We start from the raw sequence: 16,855 nt of genomic DNA on the forward strand, positions 1-16,855 counted from the left end.
GGCTGCCTTTGGGAGCCTGCTTTCTATGTTTATACCGGATAAACCATATCCTCTTCATTTAACAAATTTGAATCAATCTTATACTGCTGTACTTCTCTTTTCTTAAAGAAATCCTCTGCCGGTTTTGGGAACATCGCTTTTGTGAGCACATCTTCTTCCTGCTCCATATACCTTGCGCAGTCACGTTTTACGGCCTCCAATTCAGGTTCTATTAAATCCGCAGGTCTGCATGTAATCTGCTCTTCCTCTCCGATAATTTTCTTTACGATCTCTTCTTTTATCGGCAAAGTCGTCTTCCCGTACATTCCTTTTACCAACATCCGGACTTCATTGGGAACCATTTTATACCGTTCACCCATTACAACATTCATGACCGCTTGAGTTCCCACAATCTGACTGGTTGGCGTAACCAGCGGCGGATAGCCAAGATCTTCACGAACTCTCGGGACTTCCTTTAATACTTCTTCAAATTTATCCATCGCATTGGATTGTTTCAGTTGAGAAACCAAGTTTGAAAGCATTCCGCCCGGAACCTGGTACATCAAGGTCTTGATGTCTACCCCCATCAGCTTTGGATCCATCAGTCCGGAAGCAATATATTTTTCTCGAATCGGCCTGAAATGCTCCGCAATTTGATTCAGTAAATTCAGGTCTAATCCGGTATCGTATTCCGTTCCTTGGAATGCCGCCACCAAAGGCTCAGTCGGCGGCTGTGAAGTTCCCTCCGCAAATGGAGATATGGCTGTATCAATAATATCAACTCCGGCCTCAACGGCCTTCATATACGTCATACTTCCGAATCCGCTCGTAGCATGCGTATGAAGCTCGATCGGAATAGAAATCTCACTTTTTAACCGCTTCACTAATTCATAGGTATTGTAAGGATCCAATAAGCCAGCCATATCTTTAATGCATAAAGAATCTGCACCCATTTGTTCTATTTCCTTAGCGAGGCTGATAAACACTTCATTGGTGTGAACCGGACTTCGTGTATAAGAAATAGTTCCTTGTGCATGCCCTCCGAATCGTTTTGTTGCTTCAATGGCTCTTTGAAGATTTCTAGTATCATTGAGCGCATCAAAAATTCTTATTATATCAATCCCGTTAGCAATTGCTCTTTCTACAAACTTATCAACAACATCGTCTGCATAATGTTTATAACCAAGCAAATTCTGCCCTCTTAATAGCATTTGCAGCTTTGTCTTTTTAACCCTTTCCCGAATCGCTCTTAGCCTTTCCCATGGGTCTTCATCCAGAAATCTGAGACACGCGTCATAGGTTGCGCCTCCCCACATCTCAAGAGCATTATAGCCGACACTATCCATGACTTCCAATATCGGCAGCATCTCATCAGTCTTCATTCTTGTTGCGATGAGCGACTGATGACCATCTCTTAAGACGGTTTCCGTTATCTTTACTTTTGCCATTATTAACCTCCCATAGTATTTAAACTTCCAATAAAAGCAGATGCTATATTGTCAAAAACTATAGCAGAATAAAATTATCTGTGATTCCGTTACCATTAGATCTTATTAAGTGTGATACCTTTTTCTATTTTGTACGACATCTATAAAAATATTCCATCATCAACATGCCGTTGTTACTTACAAGGGAACGCTATTCCCTCGAAACATCCTTGCATGAGCTAGCTCTTTTCTTTTAAAGCAGTTTAACCTTTTATTCCGCATTACCTCTTTACGGTAAAAAATTGTCCTTGCAATCACTCCTAATTTTCAGCAATAGGAGTCTTTTCTTCTTTGTTTGATAGGGCCTGTTTTAAAGCCTCCATCAGCTCTTCTTCATCGTTTGCCGCAAGTGCAAGTTTCAAATCAACGACTTGATTTGCATGAGGACCGCATTGTAGTTTCCCATCCGGGGTTAATTCAATCTGATCAAATGGTTCGTAGGACGAACTGCTGACAGGACTGACAAAACTGATCGTACCCCTTGCACCCGGGTATTTAAATAGTTCTTCCGTCTCTTCCTCTGTTCCCACCTTTCTTAAGGAAGGCAGCTTAGCTTTAATTTCATCGTTAGAAATATAAGCTTCTTGAGTTACTTCTGCATAGTTACCCTTCGGTGTCATTTCGATAAACCGAATGCCTACCTCGTGTTGGAAGGTTAACTGAACAAAATCTAAAATTTCATCCTCATTAAATCCTTTCATAACAACCGTGTGAATACTTACCGGTTTCAATTTTGCTCCTGTAGCTGCATTAATTCCTGCTATGACTTCATCCATATCTCCGCCGCCGGTCATTTCCGTAAATCGACTATTTCTCATCGAGTCCAAACTGATATTTACTTTGCTTAAGCCTGCCTCTTTCAAGTCCTTCACATAATCGGTCAGCAACGAACCGTTTGTAGTCATTTCCACTTCCTGCACGCCTTCCATACCGGTCAGCATTTTCACAAGCTTAACAATGCCTTTTCTCAGAAGAGGTTCGCCGCCGGCCAGCCTAAATTTCGTAATGCCTAATTTTACTGCCGCCTGTGCAATCCTTTCGATTTCTTCGAAGTTCAATATATTACTCTGGTCAATATCTGAAGCATCTTTTTTAGCTGAGCTGTACTTATAATCAAAATTATTTTCATCTGTTACAGATATTTTCATATAATTCATGTCTCTTCCAAAACTGTCCTTCATTTGTTCCTCCATTTATTTGTATTCGCTAAAATTTTTATTATCTAACTTTTTTATTCTACCATTTTTTATGATTATAAGTCAATTATTCTAATAGTAATATATTAAACAAAACGGATTTAACCTCTTTTATTGAACGCGCGTCCAAAAATTAACTTTACAAATATTATGAAATTACTAGACTTGTTATGCTATTGAGGTTAATATATTGTTGATGAGTTCTAATTTAAATGGAGAAGCCATCTTTTTTCATCTAGTAGAGTTCTTCGGAAAAAATTTTAGGGAAGTCAAAGGAGTAAACGCTTGAACATATCAGATGCAAAATTAAAAAGCTGGATTGCTTTCATCATGCGCAATAAAACTGAAATCGGCACATTATTGGATTATTTCGATCCACGTGATATAGAAAATGGCATTCTTACCATTCCTGAATCGTTCATCAATTCCGGTCTGAAGATGAGAATAATGGATCATTTGCAAGATTATGTAGATGACTATCGAATTGCCTTTGAAAATAATCGGATCTATCTGCATCTAAAACTGCACCTAAAACAGATTGGACCGATAGAAGCAAAATACCTGATTGGAATAACAGATTTTAGATTTTCCGATGATTGCCGGCGAATTTACGGCACCTTCCAAGAGGAAGTCAAGTCCTTGGGGAATATGTTGCAGGCAATGGCTTTAAAAGCGGCCTGCTCCAATAGCACTTGTCTTCAAAAGGCCTTGCGCTTTACAAATTGCGATTTTATATTTGTAGACGGAAACCGTATTATGATTGATTTAGATCGATTTGAATTAGCTCAAAAAGTTCCTTCTAACTTAGAGCTAAACTATGTAGAATGTGACAATGGCTATTTAAAGCTTAATTTTAATTATTGAGGATAAGCAGAATGTATTTGCTTTCATTATTTAGGAGAAAACATTGAAACTATTTGTAATAAGTGATACCCATGGGAAGTTGGATAAAGTATTGGAGGTCTGTAAAAAGCTCACCGCTGTCGACCTTATCCTCCATCTCGGCGACTGCAGCAAAGATGCAGAGGAACTCGAAAAAGTTTTGGGTATTGACGTTCTTTCCGTCAAAGGAAATATGGACGGTTCCTACAGTCCTTCCGATTATAAAATTCTGGAAACCGAATGCGGCAAGCTTTATCTGGCTCATGGGCATATGGAAAATGTAAAGGCAACCTACCAAAATATCTATTATCGTGCAGAAGAATGCGGCTGCATTGCCGCCCTATTCGGACATACGCATAAGCCGGTGTTCGAAGAAGTCAACGGCATTCATTTAATAAACCCCGGCAGCTTATCCTTGCCTTCTGACGGTACACAAGGCTCTTACGCCATCGTTCACACCTCTCCAGAGGGATTGACAGGCTCCATTGTTTATTATTCGTCTATTCAAAAAAATAAGCCCCAAAAAGTGCAAGGGGGCTACATTAGAGGACTTTTAAACTATAGTGACCGATTTTAATGATTCGTTGAAGAGTCTGAACTTAAAAAAAGGGGATTATCCCCTTTTTTCTGTTGTTGTATCAATAGACATATAAACCGCTGCTGCCGTAGCAACGAGTTTGCCCGTCTTCCCGCTGTACGCTTCTCCCCTTAGCTGGATGATTCTTTTACCTGTAGCAGTTGCAATGCATTTTACGACGAATACATCTCCCATGTCCACCGGGCGAATGTATTTTACTTCTATACTTACCGTCGGGGCCCAATTACTTCCTGCGTAGAATCTGGATAGTACGCCCATTGAAAAGTCAAAGGCAGTGCACATGACTCCTCCATGCATAAAGCCAACTCGGTTTTCTTCCCATGGTAAAACCGGAAATTCAAATGTCATCGAAGATTCTTCAAAAGAACAACTCTTTCCTCGCACCTGTAAAAGCCCATTGGTTATATTTTTTTGTTCGTTATACGTTTCTTCAACGGAAAATTTTAAGAATTCTTCCATTCGCTTTTGTTCTGCCATCATGTTCTCCCTATCTATACAACCGTATTTTATTCATTTCCTCTTTTAACGCAGCTTTCATGAGTTCCTTCAAACTCCTTTTTTACAATTATACTTTTCTCCGTCTATTATTGCAAATGTAAAACCACCATTCAGCACCTTCACCATTACTTGTTATAAATACAATTCATGGTATTTGGCTTATTTCATACTTTCAACAGGAAAAAGGGAATCCAAACAATTGTTTTCCGCCGCAGTTAATAGTCTCACGGAGAAGTCGTCTGCATCTGCCGATAAATATTTATAGAGAGCTGTGTTGCCGCCATAAACATGCTTTATGATCGTATGAATGATCTCGTTGATTTTCTCTTTCAATTCGGCCTTATTCTTTCCTTGAACAAACTCTTTGATAACGGTCAAATCCTCTTTCTCTATTTTTAATGATGAAATTTGTTTCTGTGCAAGGAAGCAGCCTGCGGCGTTCTCTAAAACAATGCTGGCAGCATTTATAAACAGTTCATTGTAATTCTCATCAAATCGTTTCAGCAAACGGATGATAACATCTTCTGAAAAGGCTTTCAGAAAGAGTTGTTCTAAAAAAATATACTCTAGATATTGATAAATAGCATCGATTCCGGATAAATGGTGTACTGATTTTATGGTCGGATAATCCAACGTTAAAATATGGTTTTCGGGATTGAACTTTGCATCGTAATACTGAAAAAAAGCAGGCATTCCTTTTACGACGGTATCATAATACGCGATATTCTCGTAGGCTCTAAAATCCTCCATGATGTGATTATATAATACTAAAGCCTTTTTAACTTTTTTAATTACCAGTCCATATCCCTCTTCATAGGCGTCTTTTGCGGATTTGTTATTTCCACTCATCCTTAAATTTAGTTTCTTCCGATGAACCTCTTCCGGATCGAGATCAGCATCTCCATGCTCACGAGCCTGAGCATCCTCTCGAATACAATACACTATCGCCGACAACAGCATTTTCGCAGTTTCATAAGTTATGGACGAGCTCTCATTGGATGTATATTGGATAGTCAGTTTTTCAACGAGCGGAAGGAGCTCCTCCATGTTATAATTTATCCCGTTCATCATCGTATATTTCCTCTCTACTTTCACCGGCACGAATGCTTCTTGCTAATTCGTCCAGACAAGTTTCTTCCAAGTACTCTAATGATCCTTGACACGAGCCGTCAAAATGATGCTTCATGAATTCTAAAAGCTCATCATCACTAATCTCATCTAAACACTCATTTTTATATTGATAAAATATGTCCTGCAATACGGCCAAGGTATCGGCATAATTTTCCTGATAAATATAAGGTGAATCACAAAAATGGTAAATTAATTTTGAAAGGATGCCTTCACCAAATTCAATGCGCTCAGTTTCTTTTAATGTCTCCCTCCTGCTCTTCATTAACATCGATGCATTTTCTTCTGACAAGGTCACACCAAACTGACTTGATAATTGATTCGAAGAAATGATCTTCTCCAGTTCCTGTTTCTGCTTACCGGCCAACATGATTTGAAGTAATTCTTCTTTCATAGAAAATCCCCCTTTCTCTTAATAATTGATTCTACTCCCGGGGAATAATCATTACAACTCTTGAAATTTCAGCGATTTTATGGTAATATAATAGTGTAAAATGATATAAATTTTTATTGAACAGATAAAAAGATACCGGCAGAAACTGCTTCTGCCGGTATCTTTCGTATCTCGATCATTTAATTTTTCATTCCTTATTCCGTTACAAGTTGAAGATCTACTGGGATATAGGAGTCTACGGTTTCTCCGTCCAGTACTTTCATTGCGGTATCAACACCCTTACCACCAATTTCTTTTGGAAGCTGTTGTACAGTTGCAGCCATATCTCCGGCTTTCACTGCTTTCACAGCATCATCGGTTGCATCAAATCCAACTACTAAAATATCTCTTCCGGATGCTTTAATAGCCTCCAATGCTCCTAACGCCATTTCATCATTATGTGCAAATACTGCGTTAATTTCCGGCTTTGCCTGAAGAATATTTTCCATTACGGATAAACCCTGTGCTCTATCGAAATTTGCTGTCTGTCTTGCAACTACTTCGATACTGCTGCCGGAGATTGCGGTGTTAAAGCCTTCGCCTCTGTCTCTAGTTGCAGAAGCTCCAGGGATTCCTTCCAATTCAACAAGCTTTCCTTTTCCGTCTAACTGTTCAATGATAAATTCTCCGGCCATCTTACCGCCTGCTACATTGTCAGAAGCAATGTGAGCTACCACTTCACCGGAGTTTGCGGATCTGTCAAGGGTAATTACTGGAATTTTCGCTTCGTTTGCAGCTGCCACAGCATTTCCTACAGCATCAGAATCAGTAGGATTGATCAAGATTAGATCCACTTTTTGAGTGATCAAATCTTCAACATTTGACATTTCTGTAGCGGAGTCATCCTGTGAGTCAAGCACTACAAGAGTCGCGCCGAGTTCATCCGCTTTCGCCTGTGCCCCGTCTCTCAAATCCACAAAGAACGGATTGTTTAATGTTGATACAACCAAACCGATTGTTGGGCCTTTTTCTGTTGCGGAATCTTCTGATTTAGAATTACCACATCCAACCGTAGCGATCATCATCAGCAGTACAAGCAACAATGCAAATACTTTTTTCATTTTTTTCTCCTCCTTATATCTTGTAATAAAAAATTATATCTCCAACCCAAGCGGGTCAAATTCACTATCGGGAAGATTTTTGTTTCCTGTCGAGCAGAACTGCAATAAGAATCACCACACCTTTTGCCACATCCTGATAATAGGAAGGGACTTGTAACAAATTCAATGCGTTGTTCAGAAGGCCAATAATCAGCGCTCCGATTACGGTTCCCTGAATCGTTCCCACACCGCCGGACATACTGGTACCTCCCAACACTACCGCCGCTATGGCATCTAATTCATAACCGGAACCGGCTGTAGGCTGTGCGGAACCTAATCTCGCTGTCACCAAAATGCCTGCCAAGGCAGCCAGAAATCCTGCTGCTCCGTACACATACAGTTTTACATTATCGGTCTTAATAGCCGAATACATGGTAGCCTCTTCATTCGAGCCGAGTGCATAAATATACCGGCCCATCCTCAGATGCCTTAAAATATAGTAGGCGATGATAAAGACTATAATCATGATATAAATCGGAATCGGTATCTGTAGTATATATCCCGTTCCGATCTTCGAAAAAGCTAACGAATGCTCAGCTCCCCTGGCACTGATTGGTCTCCCCTGCGTGTAAACCAACGTAAGACCTCTCAATAACGTCATGGTCCCAAGGGTTGCAATAAAAGGCTGCAATCTTCCTTTACTGATCAACAAGCCGTTTATCAATCCAATACCTAAACCTAACAGTAAAGTCAATAAAACAACAAGAAGGGCATCCATACCGGAAGAGATCAGGGTCGCGGCAATTGCTCCGCAGATCGCCAAAACAGAACCCACGGAAAGGTCAATACCACCGATCAAAATGGCGAAAGTCATACCTGTTGCTATAACAGCATTGATAGAAGTCTGTCTCAATACGGTTATGATATTTCCCCAAGTCCAAAAGCGATCATTTAAAATAGACATCAGGATGCACAAAATGAGCAATACGACCATCGGCTTATTTCTTTGTATCATTCCTGTAAATGATTTTGCGTTGAGCGATACTTTTATCATTTATCCTACTTCCTTTCCTACTGCCAAACTCATGATTTTTTCCTGTGTAGCCTCGTCACGATTTAACGTTCCCATCACTTTACCCTCGTGCATCACCAAGATTCGATCACTCATCCCTAAAATTTCCGGAATCTCCGAAGAAATCATGATGATACTCATGCCTTCCTGTTTAAATTGGTTGATCAATTCATAAATTTCCTTTTTTGCTCCTACATCCACGCCTCTTGTCGGTTCATCTAAAATTAATATTTTAGGATTCGAATCCAAATTCTTTGCAATCGAAACCTTCTGCTGATTTCCACCGCTGAGGTATTTCAAAAGTTGCTTGGAGCTTGATGTTTTAATAGACATACTCCGCATATATTTCTGAGTTGTTTCCTCTTCTTTCTTCTTCAGAATATTCCCGACTTTCCCGCTGTAACGTTTCAATGAGGCTAACGTAATATTTTCCCGGACACTCAATCCCAATACAATTCCGTTTGCCTTTCTATCCTCTGAAACATAGGCGATCCCTTGCTTCAAAGCATCCGCCGGTTCCCTTAATCGAATTTCTTTCTTATTGAGGAGAATCGTGCCTTTATTCTTTGTATAAATGCCGTACAAGGTTCTAGCCAGCTCTGTTCTTCCCGCCCCCATCAATCCCGCGATTCCAAGGATTTCTCCGTGATGCAGTTCAAAAGAGACATCCTTAACAAATTGATTGGTAAGCCCTTTGACTTCCAACACCACATTGCCGGCCTCGAAAGAAATTCGAGGATATTGATCACTCAGCTTTCTCCCAACCATCATCTCAATAATTTTATCCTCATCCAGTTCATCGATGCTTTTCTCCCCGATCAGTTCCCCGTCTCTCAAAACGGTCACATCATCGCAAAGCTCGAAAATCTCCTTCAACCTGTGAGAAATGTAGACAATGCTGTGGCCTTGCTGTTTTAACTCCTTGATTACACTAAATAATTTCTCTGTTTCGGAAACAGTAAGGGCTCCTGTTGGTTCATCCATAATAATCACTTTGGCATTCAGCGAGAGAGCTTTGGCTATTTCAACAAGCTGCTGCTTTCCAACGCTGACATTTTTTACGAGTTCTCTTGGATCCTCGTTTAATCCCAGCTTATCCAGCCATTTTTTTGATTCCGCGTAAAGTTGGCTCCATTTAATGTTCTTACGCTTCGTGATAGGTTCCCTACCCAAAAAAATGTTCTCACTAATGGATAAATGCTGAATCAAATTCAGTTCCTGATGTATGATAGCAATTTGGTTATCCTGCGAATCTTTGGTACTCGTGAAATTAACTTCTTTCCCGTTCATGATAATTTCGCCCGAAGTCTTCGCATAAACACCGGTTAATATTTTCATTAAGGTAGATTTCCCAGCACCGTTTTCGCCGATAAGAGCCATTATTTTGCCGTCATAGATGTTGAAATCCACATCCTTCAAAACCGGTACACCAGAAAACTCTTTTCTTATATTTTTCATAGAAATTATTTTTTCAGGCATAAATAAACCCTCCACATTGGTCATATCGTTCCGTTTAGAATACTACCCCTGAAACCAGAATGATGTTTGCATAAGGCGTACATTCACCCGTTCTCACAACCGCCTTACTGCCTATCGTCTTTGCTTTAAAATCTTCATGAGTAACATATTGAATTTCAATGTTAATCTGCTCCTGCTTTTCAATATGGTGAAAAAGTTCCGTAATCTCCTCGTGAAGTTTACTGCTTGCCTGGGAGATTTCTTCCGCTAAAATGACTTTTTCCACCCGTAGTTCGGATAGCGTTGCCTTTAATACCGAGAGAAAATCAGGGATACCTTTCGTTACAGCCAAATCAATCTGCGGTACTCCAGGCGGAACAGGCAGTCCCGAATCACCAATGACAAGCATATCCGTATGTCTCATATTTGCTATCACATAAGAAATTTCTGAATTTAATAATGCATTTTTTTTCATTCTGACTTTCTCCTTATCCTTGCGCCCGGCCCTTCATCCATTCTTCAAAAGATTCTACTTCGCGAAGAAGGGGTAACGAGGTCTGCGCTCCTTCTTTCGTGACAGTTAATGCCCCCACTTTCATTGCAAATGTTATCGCTTCTTCCATGGTTTTACCTGCACTTATGTGAACCGCCAACGCTGCATTGAAACTGTCTCCGGCAGCCGTCGTATCCACCGCCTGAACCTTATAGGCCTCATAGTGCACGGTCGCTTTTTTAGTCATGTGTAAACAGCCACTGGAACCCAGCGTAATGACCAGTTCTTTTACACCTCTATTTAAAAGAATTTTCCCTGCAAGTTCTATATTTTCTAACGTATCTGTTTTATGCCCGCTTAATAATTCCAGTTCCGTTTCATTCGGAGTCAATAGATCTATATGATCCAATATTTCTTCATCCAATTCCTGCGCAGGTGCCGGATTCAAAATGACTTTTTTCCCCGCTTCTTTTGCGGTCAATATTGCCGTTTTTACAATCTCCAACGGAATCTCAAGCTGTAATAACAGAACTTCTGAATCTTTTATAACCTCTTTCGCTTGAAGGATGTTGTCATGGCTCATCGAAAAGTTTGCTCCGGGTGCAACTGTAATGCAATTGTCACCGGAAGCTTCTACAAGTATAACGGCAACCCCTGTTGATATATTCGGTTTTGTCAGCACATAATCCACGTGAACTCCATCAGCATATAGACAATCTTTCAATGTAGACCCAAAAGAATCATCACCCACACAGCCGACCATATGGACAGATGCCCCAAGCTTTGCTGCTGCATCCGCTTGATTTGCTCCTTTCCCTCCCGGTACTTGCTGAAAATTTTTACCCAAAACAGTTTCACCTGGGCGAGGTATCTTATCTGTGAAGACTACTAAATCCATATTCAAACTGCCTACAACGGTAATCATTGCTTTACTCCTTTCATGTTGACTTCCTTACAGTTAACTCTGTATTTAAAATAATCGTCTCTACTTTTAACGCCTGATCTTCTTCGTCTGAGTTTTTGTTTTCAATCGCATGAATCAGCAATTCTGCTGCACGATAGCCCATTTCATAATTTGGTTGTTTTATCGTGGTCAAGGCCGGTTCAACCATACTGGCCATATAGATATCATCAAAACCCATCACACCAACGTCTTTTGGCACCTTATATCCTGCTTCTTTTAGAGCCTTTATTGCACCGATTGCAATAAGGTCATTCCCACAAAATACGGCATCAAAAGATATCCTCTCATCGAGAAACTGCTTTATAGCTTCTGTTCCCCATTGGCTTTTATATTCACCGACTTTTATATATTCTTCCTTGCACTCAATCTGCCTGTCAGCCAACGCTTTTTTGTATCCGTCTAAACGGTCTCTGGCAGTCTGCGTATGAACAGGACCCGCAATATAAGCAATTTTTTTATAACCATTATCGAGAAGATAGTTCACCCCCATATAGGAAGCCGTTGTATTATCGACAAGAATCTTTCCGATAACGTTCGGAATATCGTAGTCTCTATCGATGAGAACAATCGGTACTCTGCATCGGTTGAAGCCCTCTGCACTGCCTTCCGGATCAGCTGAATGAGTGAAGATGATACCATCCACCATTTTCTCCGTTAATATATCTACATACGCTTCTTCGCGTTTTAAATTATCGTCTGTATTGCAATAAATGACACTATATCTTGATAGGCTCGCTCTGTCTTCTGCACCCCTAGCGATTTCAGGAAAAAACGGGTTCACAATGTCCGGTAAAATCAAACCAATCGTCCTAGTTTGCTTCGTCACAAGACTTCGCGCCATCGTATTGGGGATATAGTTTCTCCTTTTGGCGATCTTTAATACTTTATTCCTGGTTGCCTCACTGATATTTTTATCTTTATTATTTAAAATCATAGAAACAGTTGCCGTTGATACTTCTGCTTCCTTGGCGATTTCTTTAATTGTTACTGACTTTATCATATCATTTTATATCCTTTTGCTTAGTTAAACGTTTAACTAAAACGTTTAACTAAATTTTACTATAAAATTTACTTTCTTTCAATAAAAATAAAATACAATACCAATTATCGACTTATCTTTGATTGAAACAGTTCTACTAATTATCACTCATTTGCTATAGGTTCAGTATTTATCTAGCATTGTAATGTAATTTGATTAACTGGCTCATAGTAAATGGCTCATAAGATTTTTACATACAACTTGCTAAACACAGTTTAAACAACAAAAAATCAAGTGATGAGTTAAATTTCATCACTTGATTTCATAGGTTAAGAAAGATTATTATATATGTTGTTAATTTACATTCATTTTTTTAACTTCCAGTATTTTTCTTCTAAATAATTAGAATTCCAATTCGCCGATTACTTCTTCCACTACCGCGATAATTTCTCCCTGATGTATCTGTTCACTTATATACTCAAGAAATGGATATAGCTGTTGATCATCCTCCACTTTTGGAACTTCTTTTCGAATCAGATCATATACAGTCTTTGTTGCTGGAGATGGATTCAATGGTTTCAAAAACTCTAAAGCCTGTGCGGCATTTAAAAATTCAATTGCCATTATATTTTCCAAGAACTGAACGGACTGATATGCCTTTCTGGAAGCATTGTACCCCATGCCAATATAATCTTCCTGGTTGGCGCAAGTTGAAGTATTATCAATTGTCGAAGCTGTTGACAACAGACGCATTTCACCTAAGAGTCCTACTGCGGTATACTGCGGAATCATAAATCCACTGTTTAACCCTGAATTCTCAATCAGGAATGGCGGTAATTCGCTTACATGATGGTTAATCAGCCGATCAATTCTTCGTTCTGACATCTTTGCAATATTCGTTAAAGCGATGCACATGGAATCTGCTTCTATTCCTACATAAGCGCTGTCCGCATTGCATCCCATTAATGCGATTCCATCGTCCTCTTCAGGATAGATGATTGGATTATCGCAGCACGAATTCATTTCGACCCCTATTGTCTTTGCTGCATCTTTGAACGTCTTCTTGGCTGCTCCATGAAGCTGAGGGATGCACCTTAAAGAAAGTGCATCCTGCAATCTGTAATCCTTATATTTATCGGCAATCTCACTGTTATTCAAAATTCTTAAAACATTTCTTGCTGTCATAGACTGCTCTTCATGCGGCCTCACTGACTGTATCCTTGGATCAAACGCTTTAATGGTTCCCCTTAATGCTTCTAAACTCATAGCTCCGGCAATATCCGCCGTCTTTGCCGCTTTTATTGCATCGAACAAGGCAAGTGCAGCTATTGCGGTAACCGATGTCGTTCCTGAAACCAAAGCCAAGCCTTCTTTACAGCCTAACTGGATAGGCCTTATTCCTGCTGCGGCTAATGCATCTGATCCATTTAAAAGCTCTCCTCGATACCATGCTTTTCCTTCTCCTAACAGCACCAGACAAATATGTGCTTCCACCGCAAGGTATCCCACTGAACCACGTCGTGGTGCAAATGGAGTAATTCCACCATTTAATAGATTTACTATGCACTCCAAGGTGCTAATCTGTACGCCTGAATAACCTTGCCCCAAATTTTGCAGCATCATCAGTAAAATGCCCCGTACCACTTCTTTTTCAAGAGGCTCCCCCAAAGAGCATGCATGAGAGCGAAGAATATTTTTTTGTAAAGTAACTGCTTGCTCCGGAAGAATAATTTTATTGTAGTTATCTCCAAACCCTGTTGTAACGCCGTAGATTATTCTTCTCTCGTCGAGAAACTTCTCTACTAATCTTCTTGATTTTACAACCCTTTTACAATATGCCGGAGACAATTCAACCTTTGCTTCATATCTGGATATTGCTACAAATTCCTCCAATGTCATGTTCTGTATATCTAAAGTAATAGTCTTAATCTGTCTTGGGTTCATTTATGCCACTTCCTTTATTTATGTTATGAAGAAAATATTCATATCATCTCAATTGCTGCGCTATTCTTCTTGATTCTGAATCGGTTCGCCGCTGCTTGCTTCAGGAATTCCTTTTTGATTCTTAGGTTTAGCAAATTTGAAAACATGAGATATGTAATTAAAAAATATCAAGGTAACTCCGATCATCAACCCGAAAGGAATAATCGTTCCCATCATTAAGTCATTTTTAGCCAGTATGGTCCAAAGAATGATACCTACAACGACAAAGTACATAGCTACCAAAAAACCATCCATACCGAGCCAAGATATTTCCAGATTGTTTTTCTTTTTTAACGTTGACATTAGATTACCTCCTTTAGTTCATCCGTTTCAATTCTTATTGCATCTACTTCAACCGATTTGCCTATGCGGTTCCCTATAATCCATGCAATAAAGGATAGCGGAAGAGCACCAATCAATGGTTCAAGACTAAAAGATGATGGTGGGAAAATGGAGATGTAAGCAAATGCGCCTGCACCTGTAATTAATGAAAGATAGCCGCCCATTGGGGTTTTCTTCCCTGGATATAAAAGCCCGCCAACAATTGGAACAAATCCTGCTGACATCCATAAACTTGCCATAAATATAAATGCATCTTGCGCTGTTGGGAACTTAAAAGCAACCGTAAGGCCTATTACGGCAAGAACAGGGATGCAGATTCTTGTCATTCGAACCAGTTCTTTCTGAGTAACTTCACCCTTAATTCTACCTACTATATCATTGGAAAGGGTTGCTGCCCCCGATAGATAATATCCATCCAGTGCGGATATGATAGATCCCGCAAGTCCTACGATGAAGAGAGCTCTTATTCCTGCCGGTAACGTAGTCAATACCAGTTTAATGTAGCCTTCGCCCGGCTGCATTTCCGGATATTTAGCGGCTACAATAAGTCCGGTAACCGTCAGCACGATATCGAATAAAATCCAAATTATAAAACAGGACAGCATGGCACGTCTGCCTGATTTAGGAGAATCTGCCGCCGAAAATCGTTGATAGAACGTCGGATCTGCATACACACCAAAAGCTAAAACACATAGCATAAAAGCTTTCATTGGCGTTAATCCTCCCCATGGATCCATCAGTTCCGGCTTGCTGCTTAATGCCTGTGTAAGACCATCCCAACCGCCGATAGCACTCCACTGTCCTGGCAGTACCATGGTCAATCCAAAACACATACACCAGAAAAGAACCATATCTGTAACCGCTACACCCATCAGTCCGCCGGATACCGCTACGATAATAACAAGAACGATTAATATGGCGCCTGCAGTAAATGGTGTGATACCCCATGCGATGCCGATTTCACCCATTGCCGTTATCTGGGAAAACTGCGTGCAGTAAATCAGCATTAAAATAGCCCCTATAATAGCTACGCCTTTCCCATATATTCCGTTTAATAAATCCGGAACGGTTACATCAGTTCGAACATGTATTTTCGGTCCTACCCACAAGGCCAGCGGCATACGTCCTGCGTGTGCGGTTACGCACCATATGGCCCATATGGACAACCCATACATCGCAGAGTATTCAACTGTACCTATCGTTCCAACTCCGCCGTACCATGTGGCTACAAGAGCTCCAACCGTTAGAGACCATGGCAGCGTTCTATTCCCCAGATAAAACGTTTCCATATCTTTCACTGCGTTGGAAAAATGTACTCCTACGTATACAATAAAAATTACAAAAAGAACAATAATTGCGTTATCAAGACTCGATAACAGCATCGATAACCACCTCTTTCCTAAATTTTAGTATTAAACTAGTAAAGAATGATGTATAGCTGTATTACATAAGGGCAAATACCATGCCACTTTAAGGTAATTATAAAAATAAGTTTTCACCCTGAAAATTCGTGTATTTTTCATCTACTCACAACTTTTCGCAGGTTTTATATATGCCATCAGCGCAAAATCTCTTTGCATATATGCAAAGAGATTTTGCGCTGATATAGCACAATTTTTGCAACTAATAATTTTTACTATCTGGTTCTAAAAGTACCGCACCCGTCAGCGGCTATCGGTTTGTATCGTACTTTATTCCCTACAATGACCTCTCCATAAAAGGCGATCCAATAAGGTCTGAAAACACTTTCTATCTCCATCAATTCCAGATTAGGCACCCCGCCGATATGCCGATGAATCACTTGGGTTGCTATTTTCTTTCCTCGTTTAATTAACAGATCTTCCTCTTGGTCCGACAGTTGAATGTCATCATCCTCTACATCTTCAATCGTAACTACTTCCGGTAAGCTGTCCACCCATGCCACTGAACCGGTAGATCCATTGGCCAACATGGTAATCAATTGTTTCCTCGTCCCTGTTTTATGTTTAAAATATCGTTCAATCCATGTTGGCTGATAAGTGGCCTCAAATGTCATCAACTTAAACTCAATAAAGTGTCTTTTCATCTTTGTCAAATTTCTGTCTGAAAACACAGCATTCCAAAGGAACCCGCCTTTATCTAAAGCCATGTGCTCGGCTTCTTTTTTATCTATTTTTATTTGAAATGATCGAATATCCATTTCTGTCCCTCCTAACTTATTTTTATTTTTGAAAACTGCAAAATGTTTTTGCAGTCACATGCAATTCTATGTTATTTGACTTTTCATTTATACATCTATACACCCTAAATACTCGCAATATCTATGCCACCTTTGTCATTCAGA

Annotated in this window: 17 protein-coding genes; 2 read left to right on the top strand and 15 right to left on the bottom strand. The window is 39.9% G+C overall.

Translation table 11 applies throughout. The features are described from left to right. Positions 1-29: 29 nt before the first annotated feature. Both JYB65_RS06140 and JYB65_RS06145 read right to left on the bottom strand, forming a co-directional pair. Positions 30-1,427: an oxaloacetate decarboxylase subunit alpha gene (locus JYB65_RS06140; RefSeq protein ID WP_206581704.1), complete on the bottom strand. Its 1,398-nt coding sequence runs from the start codon at positions 1,425-1,427 to the stop codon at positions 30-32. A 299-nt stretch (positions 1,428-1,726) separates the two neighbouring features. Next, positions 1,727-2,647 (bottom strand): GTP 3',8-cyclase MoaA, encoded by a 921-nt coding sequence (locus JYB65_RS06145; protein ID WP_206581705.1) that lies wholly within the window; start codon positions 2,645-2,647, stop codon positions 1,727-1,729. 300 nt (positions 2,648-2,947) lie between these two features. On the opposite strand from JYB65_RS06145, the gene JYB65_RS06150 reads away from it, so the two are divergent. Next, complete coding sequence (locus tag JYB65_RS06150) at positions 2,948-3,526, top strand: hypothetical protein (RefSeq protein ID WP_206581706.1); 579 nt, start codon at positions 2,948-2,950, stop codon at positions 3,524-3,526. Between the two features lie 43 nt (positions 3,527-3,569). Further along, the gene (locus JYB65_RS06155; protein ID WP_206581707.1) at positions 3,570-4,121 is read left to right on the top strand and encodes a metallophosphoesterase family protein; all 552 of its coding nucleotides are present in this window, start codon (positions 3,570-3,572) and stop codon (positions 4,119-4,121) included. Between the two features lie 36 nt (positions 4,122-4,157). On the opposite strand, the gene JYB65_RS06160 is transcribed toward JYB65_RS06155, so the two are convergent. The 13 genes from JYB65_RS06160 to JYB65_RS06220 all read right to left on the bottom strand — a co-directional run bounded on the left by JYB65_RS06160 (position 4,158) and on the right by JYB65_RS06220 (position 16,711). Then, entirely contained in the window at positions 4,158-4,619 is a 462-nt protein-coding gene (locus tag JYB65_RS06160; protein WP_206581708.1) for a PaaI family thioesterase, read from the bottom strand. 180 nt (positions 4,620-4,799) lie between these two features. Continuing rightward, the gene (locus JYB65_RS06165) at positions 4,800-5,711 is read right to left on the bottom strand and encodes a DUF6179 domain-containing protein (RefSeq protein WP_206581709.1); all 912 of its coding nucleotides are present in this window, start codon (positions 5,709-5,711) and stop codon (positions 4,800-4,802) included. Then, complete coding sequence (locus tag JYB65_RS06170) at positions 5,689-6,162, bottom strand: DUF6323 family protein (RefSeq protein ID WP_206581710.1); 474 nt, start codon at positions 6,160-6,162, stop codon at positions 5,689-5,691. The genes JYB65_RS06165 and JYB65_RS06170 overlap by 23 nt, the downstream gene beginning before the upstream one ends. A 194-nt stretch (positions 6,163-6,356) precedes the next feature. Beyond that, positions 6,357-7,262, bottom strand: coding sequence for a ribose ABC transporter substrate-binding protein RbsB (rbsB, locus tag JYB65_RS06175; RefSeq protein ID WP_206581711.1), 906 nt, complete (start codon positions 7,260-7,262; stop codon positions 6,357-6,359). A gap of 64 nt (positions 7,263-7,326) precedes the next feature. Then, positions 7,327-8,295: a ribose ABC transporter permease gene (gene rbsC, locus JYB65_RS06180; RefSeq protein ID WP_206581712.1), complete on the bottom strand. Its 969-nt coding sequence runs from the start codon at positions 8,293-8,295 to the stop codon at positions 7,327-7,329. Further along, positions 8,296-9,792 (bottom strand): sugar ABC transporter ATP-binding protein, encoded by a 1,497-nt coding sequence (locus JYB65_RS06185; RefSeq protein WP_206581713.1) that lies wholly within the window; start codon positions 9,790-9,792, stop codon positions 8,296-8,298. It abuts the gene before it with no gap. Positions 9,793-9,826: 34 nt separating this feature from the next. Continuing rightward, positions 9,827-10,246, bottom strand: a complete 420-nt coding sequence (gene rbsD, locus JYB65_RS06190; protein WP_206581714.1) for a D-ribose pyranase — start codon at positions 10,244-10,246, stop codon at positions 9,827-9,829. A gap of 13 nt (positions 10,247-10,259) precedes the next feature. Continuing rightward, positions 10,260-11,189, bottom strand: coding sequence for a ribokinase (gene rbsK, locus JYB65_RS06195; RefSeq protein WP_206581715.1), 930 nt, complete (start codon positions 11,187-11,189; stop codon positions 10,260-10,262). Between the two features lie 13 nt (positions 11,190-11,202). Next, positions 11,203-12,228 carry a LacI family DNA-binding transcriptional regulator gene (locus JYB65_RS06200; protein ID WP_206581716.1) on the bottom strand — a complete coding sequence of 342 codons (1,026 nt, stop codon included), beginning with the start codon at positions 12,226-12,228 and terminating at the stop codon, positions 11,203-11,205. 381 nt (positions 12,229-12,609) lie between these two features. Beyond that, positions 12,610-14,151, bottom strand: a complete 1,542-nt coding sequence (locus JYB65_RS06205; protein WP_206581717.1) for an HAL/PAL/TAL family ammonia-lyase — start codon at positions 14,149-14,151, stop codon at positions 12,610-12,612. 60 nt (positions 14,152-14,211) lie between these two features. After that, on the bottom strand, positions 14,212-14,493 hold the full coding sequence (locus JYB65_RS06210; RefSeq protein ID WP_245156582.1) for a hypothetical protein: 282 nt from the start codon (positions 14,491-14,493) through the stop codon (positions 14,212-14,214). Then, positions 14,493-15,914, bottom strand: a complete 1,422-nt coding sequence (locus JYB65_RS06215) for a sodium:solute symporter family protein (RefSeq protein ID WP_206581718.1) — start codon at positions 15,912-15,914, stop codon at positions 14,493-14,495. The genes JYB65_RS06210 and JYB65_RS06215 overlap by 1 nt, the downstream gene beginning before the upstream one ends. A 254-nt stretch (positions 15,915-16,168) precedes the next feature. Then, complete coding sequence (locus tag JYB65_RS06220) at positions 16,169-16,711, bottom strand: hypothetical protein (RefSeq protein WP_206581719.1); 543 nt, start codon at positions 16,709-16,711, stop codon at positions 16,169-16,171. Positions 16,712-16,855: the final 144 nt, after the last annotated feature.

The sequence above is a fragment of the Clostridium aminobutyricum genome, assembly GCF_017255415.1.
GTDB classification, from domain to species: Bacteria; Bacillota; Clostridia; order Peptostreptococcales; family Anaerovoracaceae; genus Aminipila; species Aminipila aminobutyrica.

Bases quoted from the DNA above. Each gene is read 5' to 3' on its own strand.
- JYB65_RS06140 (WP_206581704.1), bottom strand. From the start codon at position 1,427: ATGGCAAAAGTAAAGATAACGGAAACCGTCTTAAGAGATGGTCATCAG.
- JYB65_RS06145 (WP_206581705.1), bottom strand. From the start codon at position 2,647: ATGAAGGACAGTTTTGGAAGAGACATGAATTATATGAAAATATCTGTA.
- JYB65_RS06160 (WP_206581708.1), bottom strand. From the start codon at position 4,619: ATGGCAGAACAAAAGCGAATGGAAGAATTCTTAAAATTTTCCGTTGAA.
- JYB65_RS06165 (WP_206581709.1), bottom strand. From the start codon at position 5,711: ATGATGAACGGGATAAATTATAACATGGAGGAGCTCCTTCCGCTCGTT.
- JYB65_RS06170 (WP_206581710.1), bottom strand. From the start codon at position 6,162: ATGAAAGAAGAATTACTTCAAATCATGTTGGCCGGTAAGCAGAAACAG.
- rbsB (WP_206581711.1), bottom strand. From the start codon at position 7,262: ATGAAAAAAGTATTTGCATTGTTGCTTGTACTGCTGATGATGATCGCT.
- rbsC (WP_206581712.1), bottom strand. From the start codon at position 8,295: ATGATAAAAGTATCGCTCAACGCAAAATCATTTACAGGAATGATACAA.
- JYB65_RS06185 (WP_206581713.1), bottom strand. From the start codon at position 9,792: ATGCCTGAAAAAATAATTTCTATGAAAAATATAAGAAAAGAGTTTTCT.
- rbsD (WP_206581714.1), bottom strand. From the start codon at position 10,246: ATGAAAAAAAATGCATTATTAAATTCAGAAATTTCTTATGTGATAGCA.
- rbsK (WP_206581715.1), bottom strand. From the start codon at position 11,189: ATGATTACCGTTGTAGGCAGTTTGAATATGGATTTAGTAGTCTTCACA.
- JYB65_RS06200 (WP_206581716.1), bottom strand. From the start codon at position 12,228: ATGATAAAGTCAGTAACAATTAAAGAAATCGCCAAGGAAGCAGAAGTA.
- JYB65_RS06205 (WP_206581717.1), bottom strand. From the start codon at position 14,151: ATGAACCCAAGACAGATTAAGACTATTACTTTAGATATACAGAACATG.
- JYB65_RS06210 (WP_245156582.1), bottom strand. From the start codon at position 14,493: ATGTCAACGTTAAAAAAGAAAAACAATCTGGAAATATCTTGGCTCGGT.
- JYB65_RS06215 (WP_206581718.1), bottom strand. From the start codon at position 15,914: ATGCTGTTATCGAGTCTTGATAACGCAATTATTGTTCTTTTTGTAATT.
- JYB65_RS06220 (WP_206581719.1), bottom strand. From the start codon at position 16,711: ATGGATATTCGATCATTTCAAATAAAAATAGATAAAAAAGAAGCCGAG.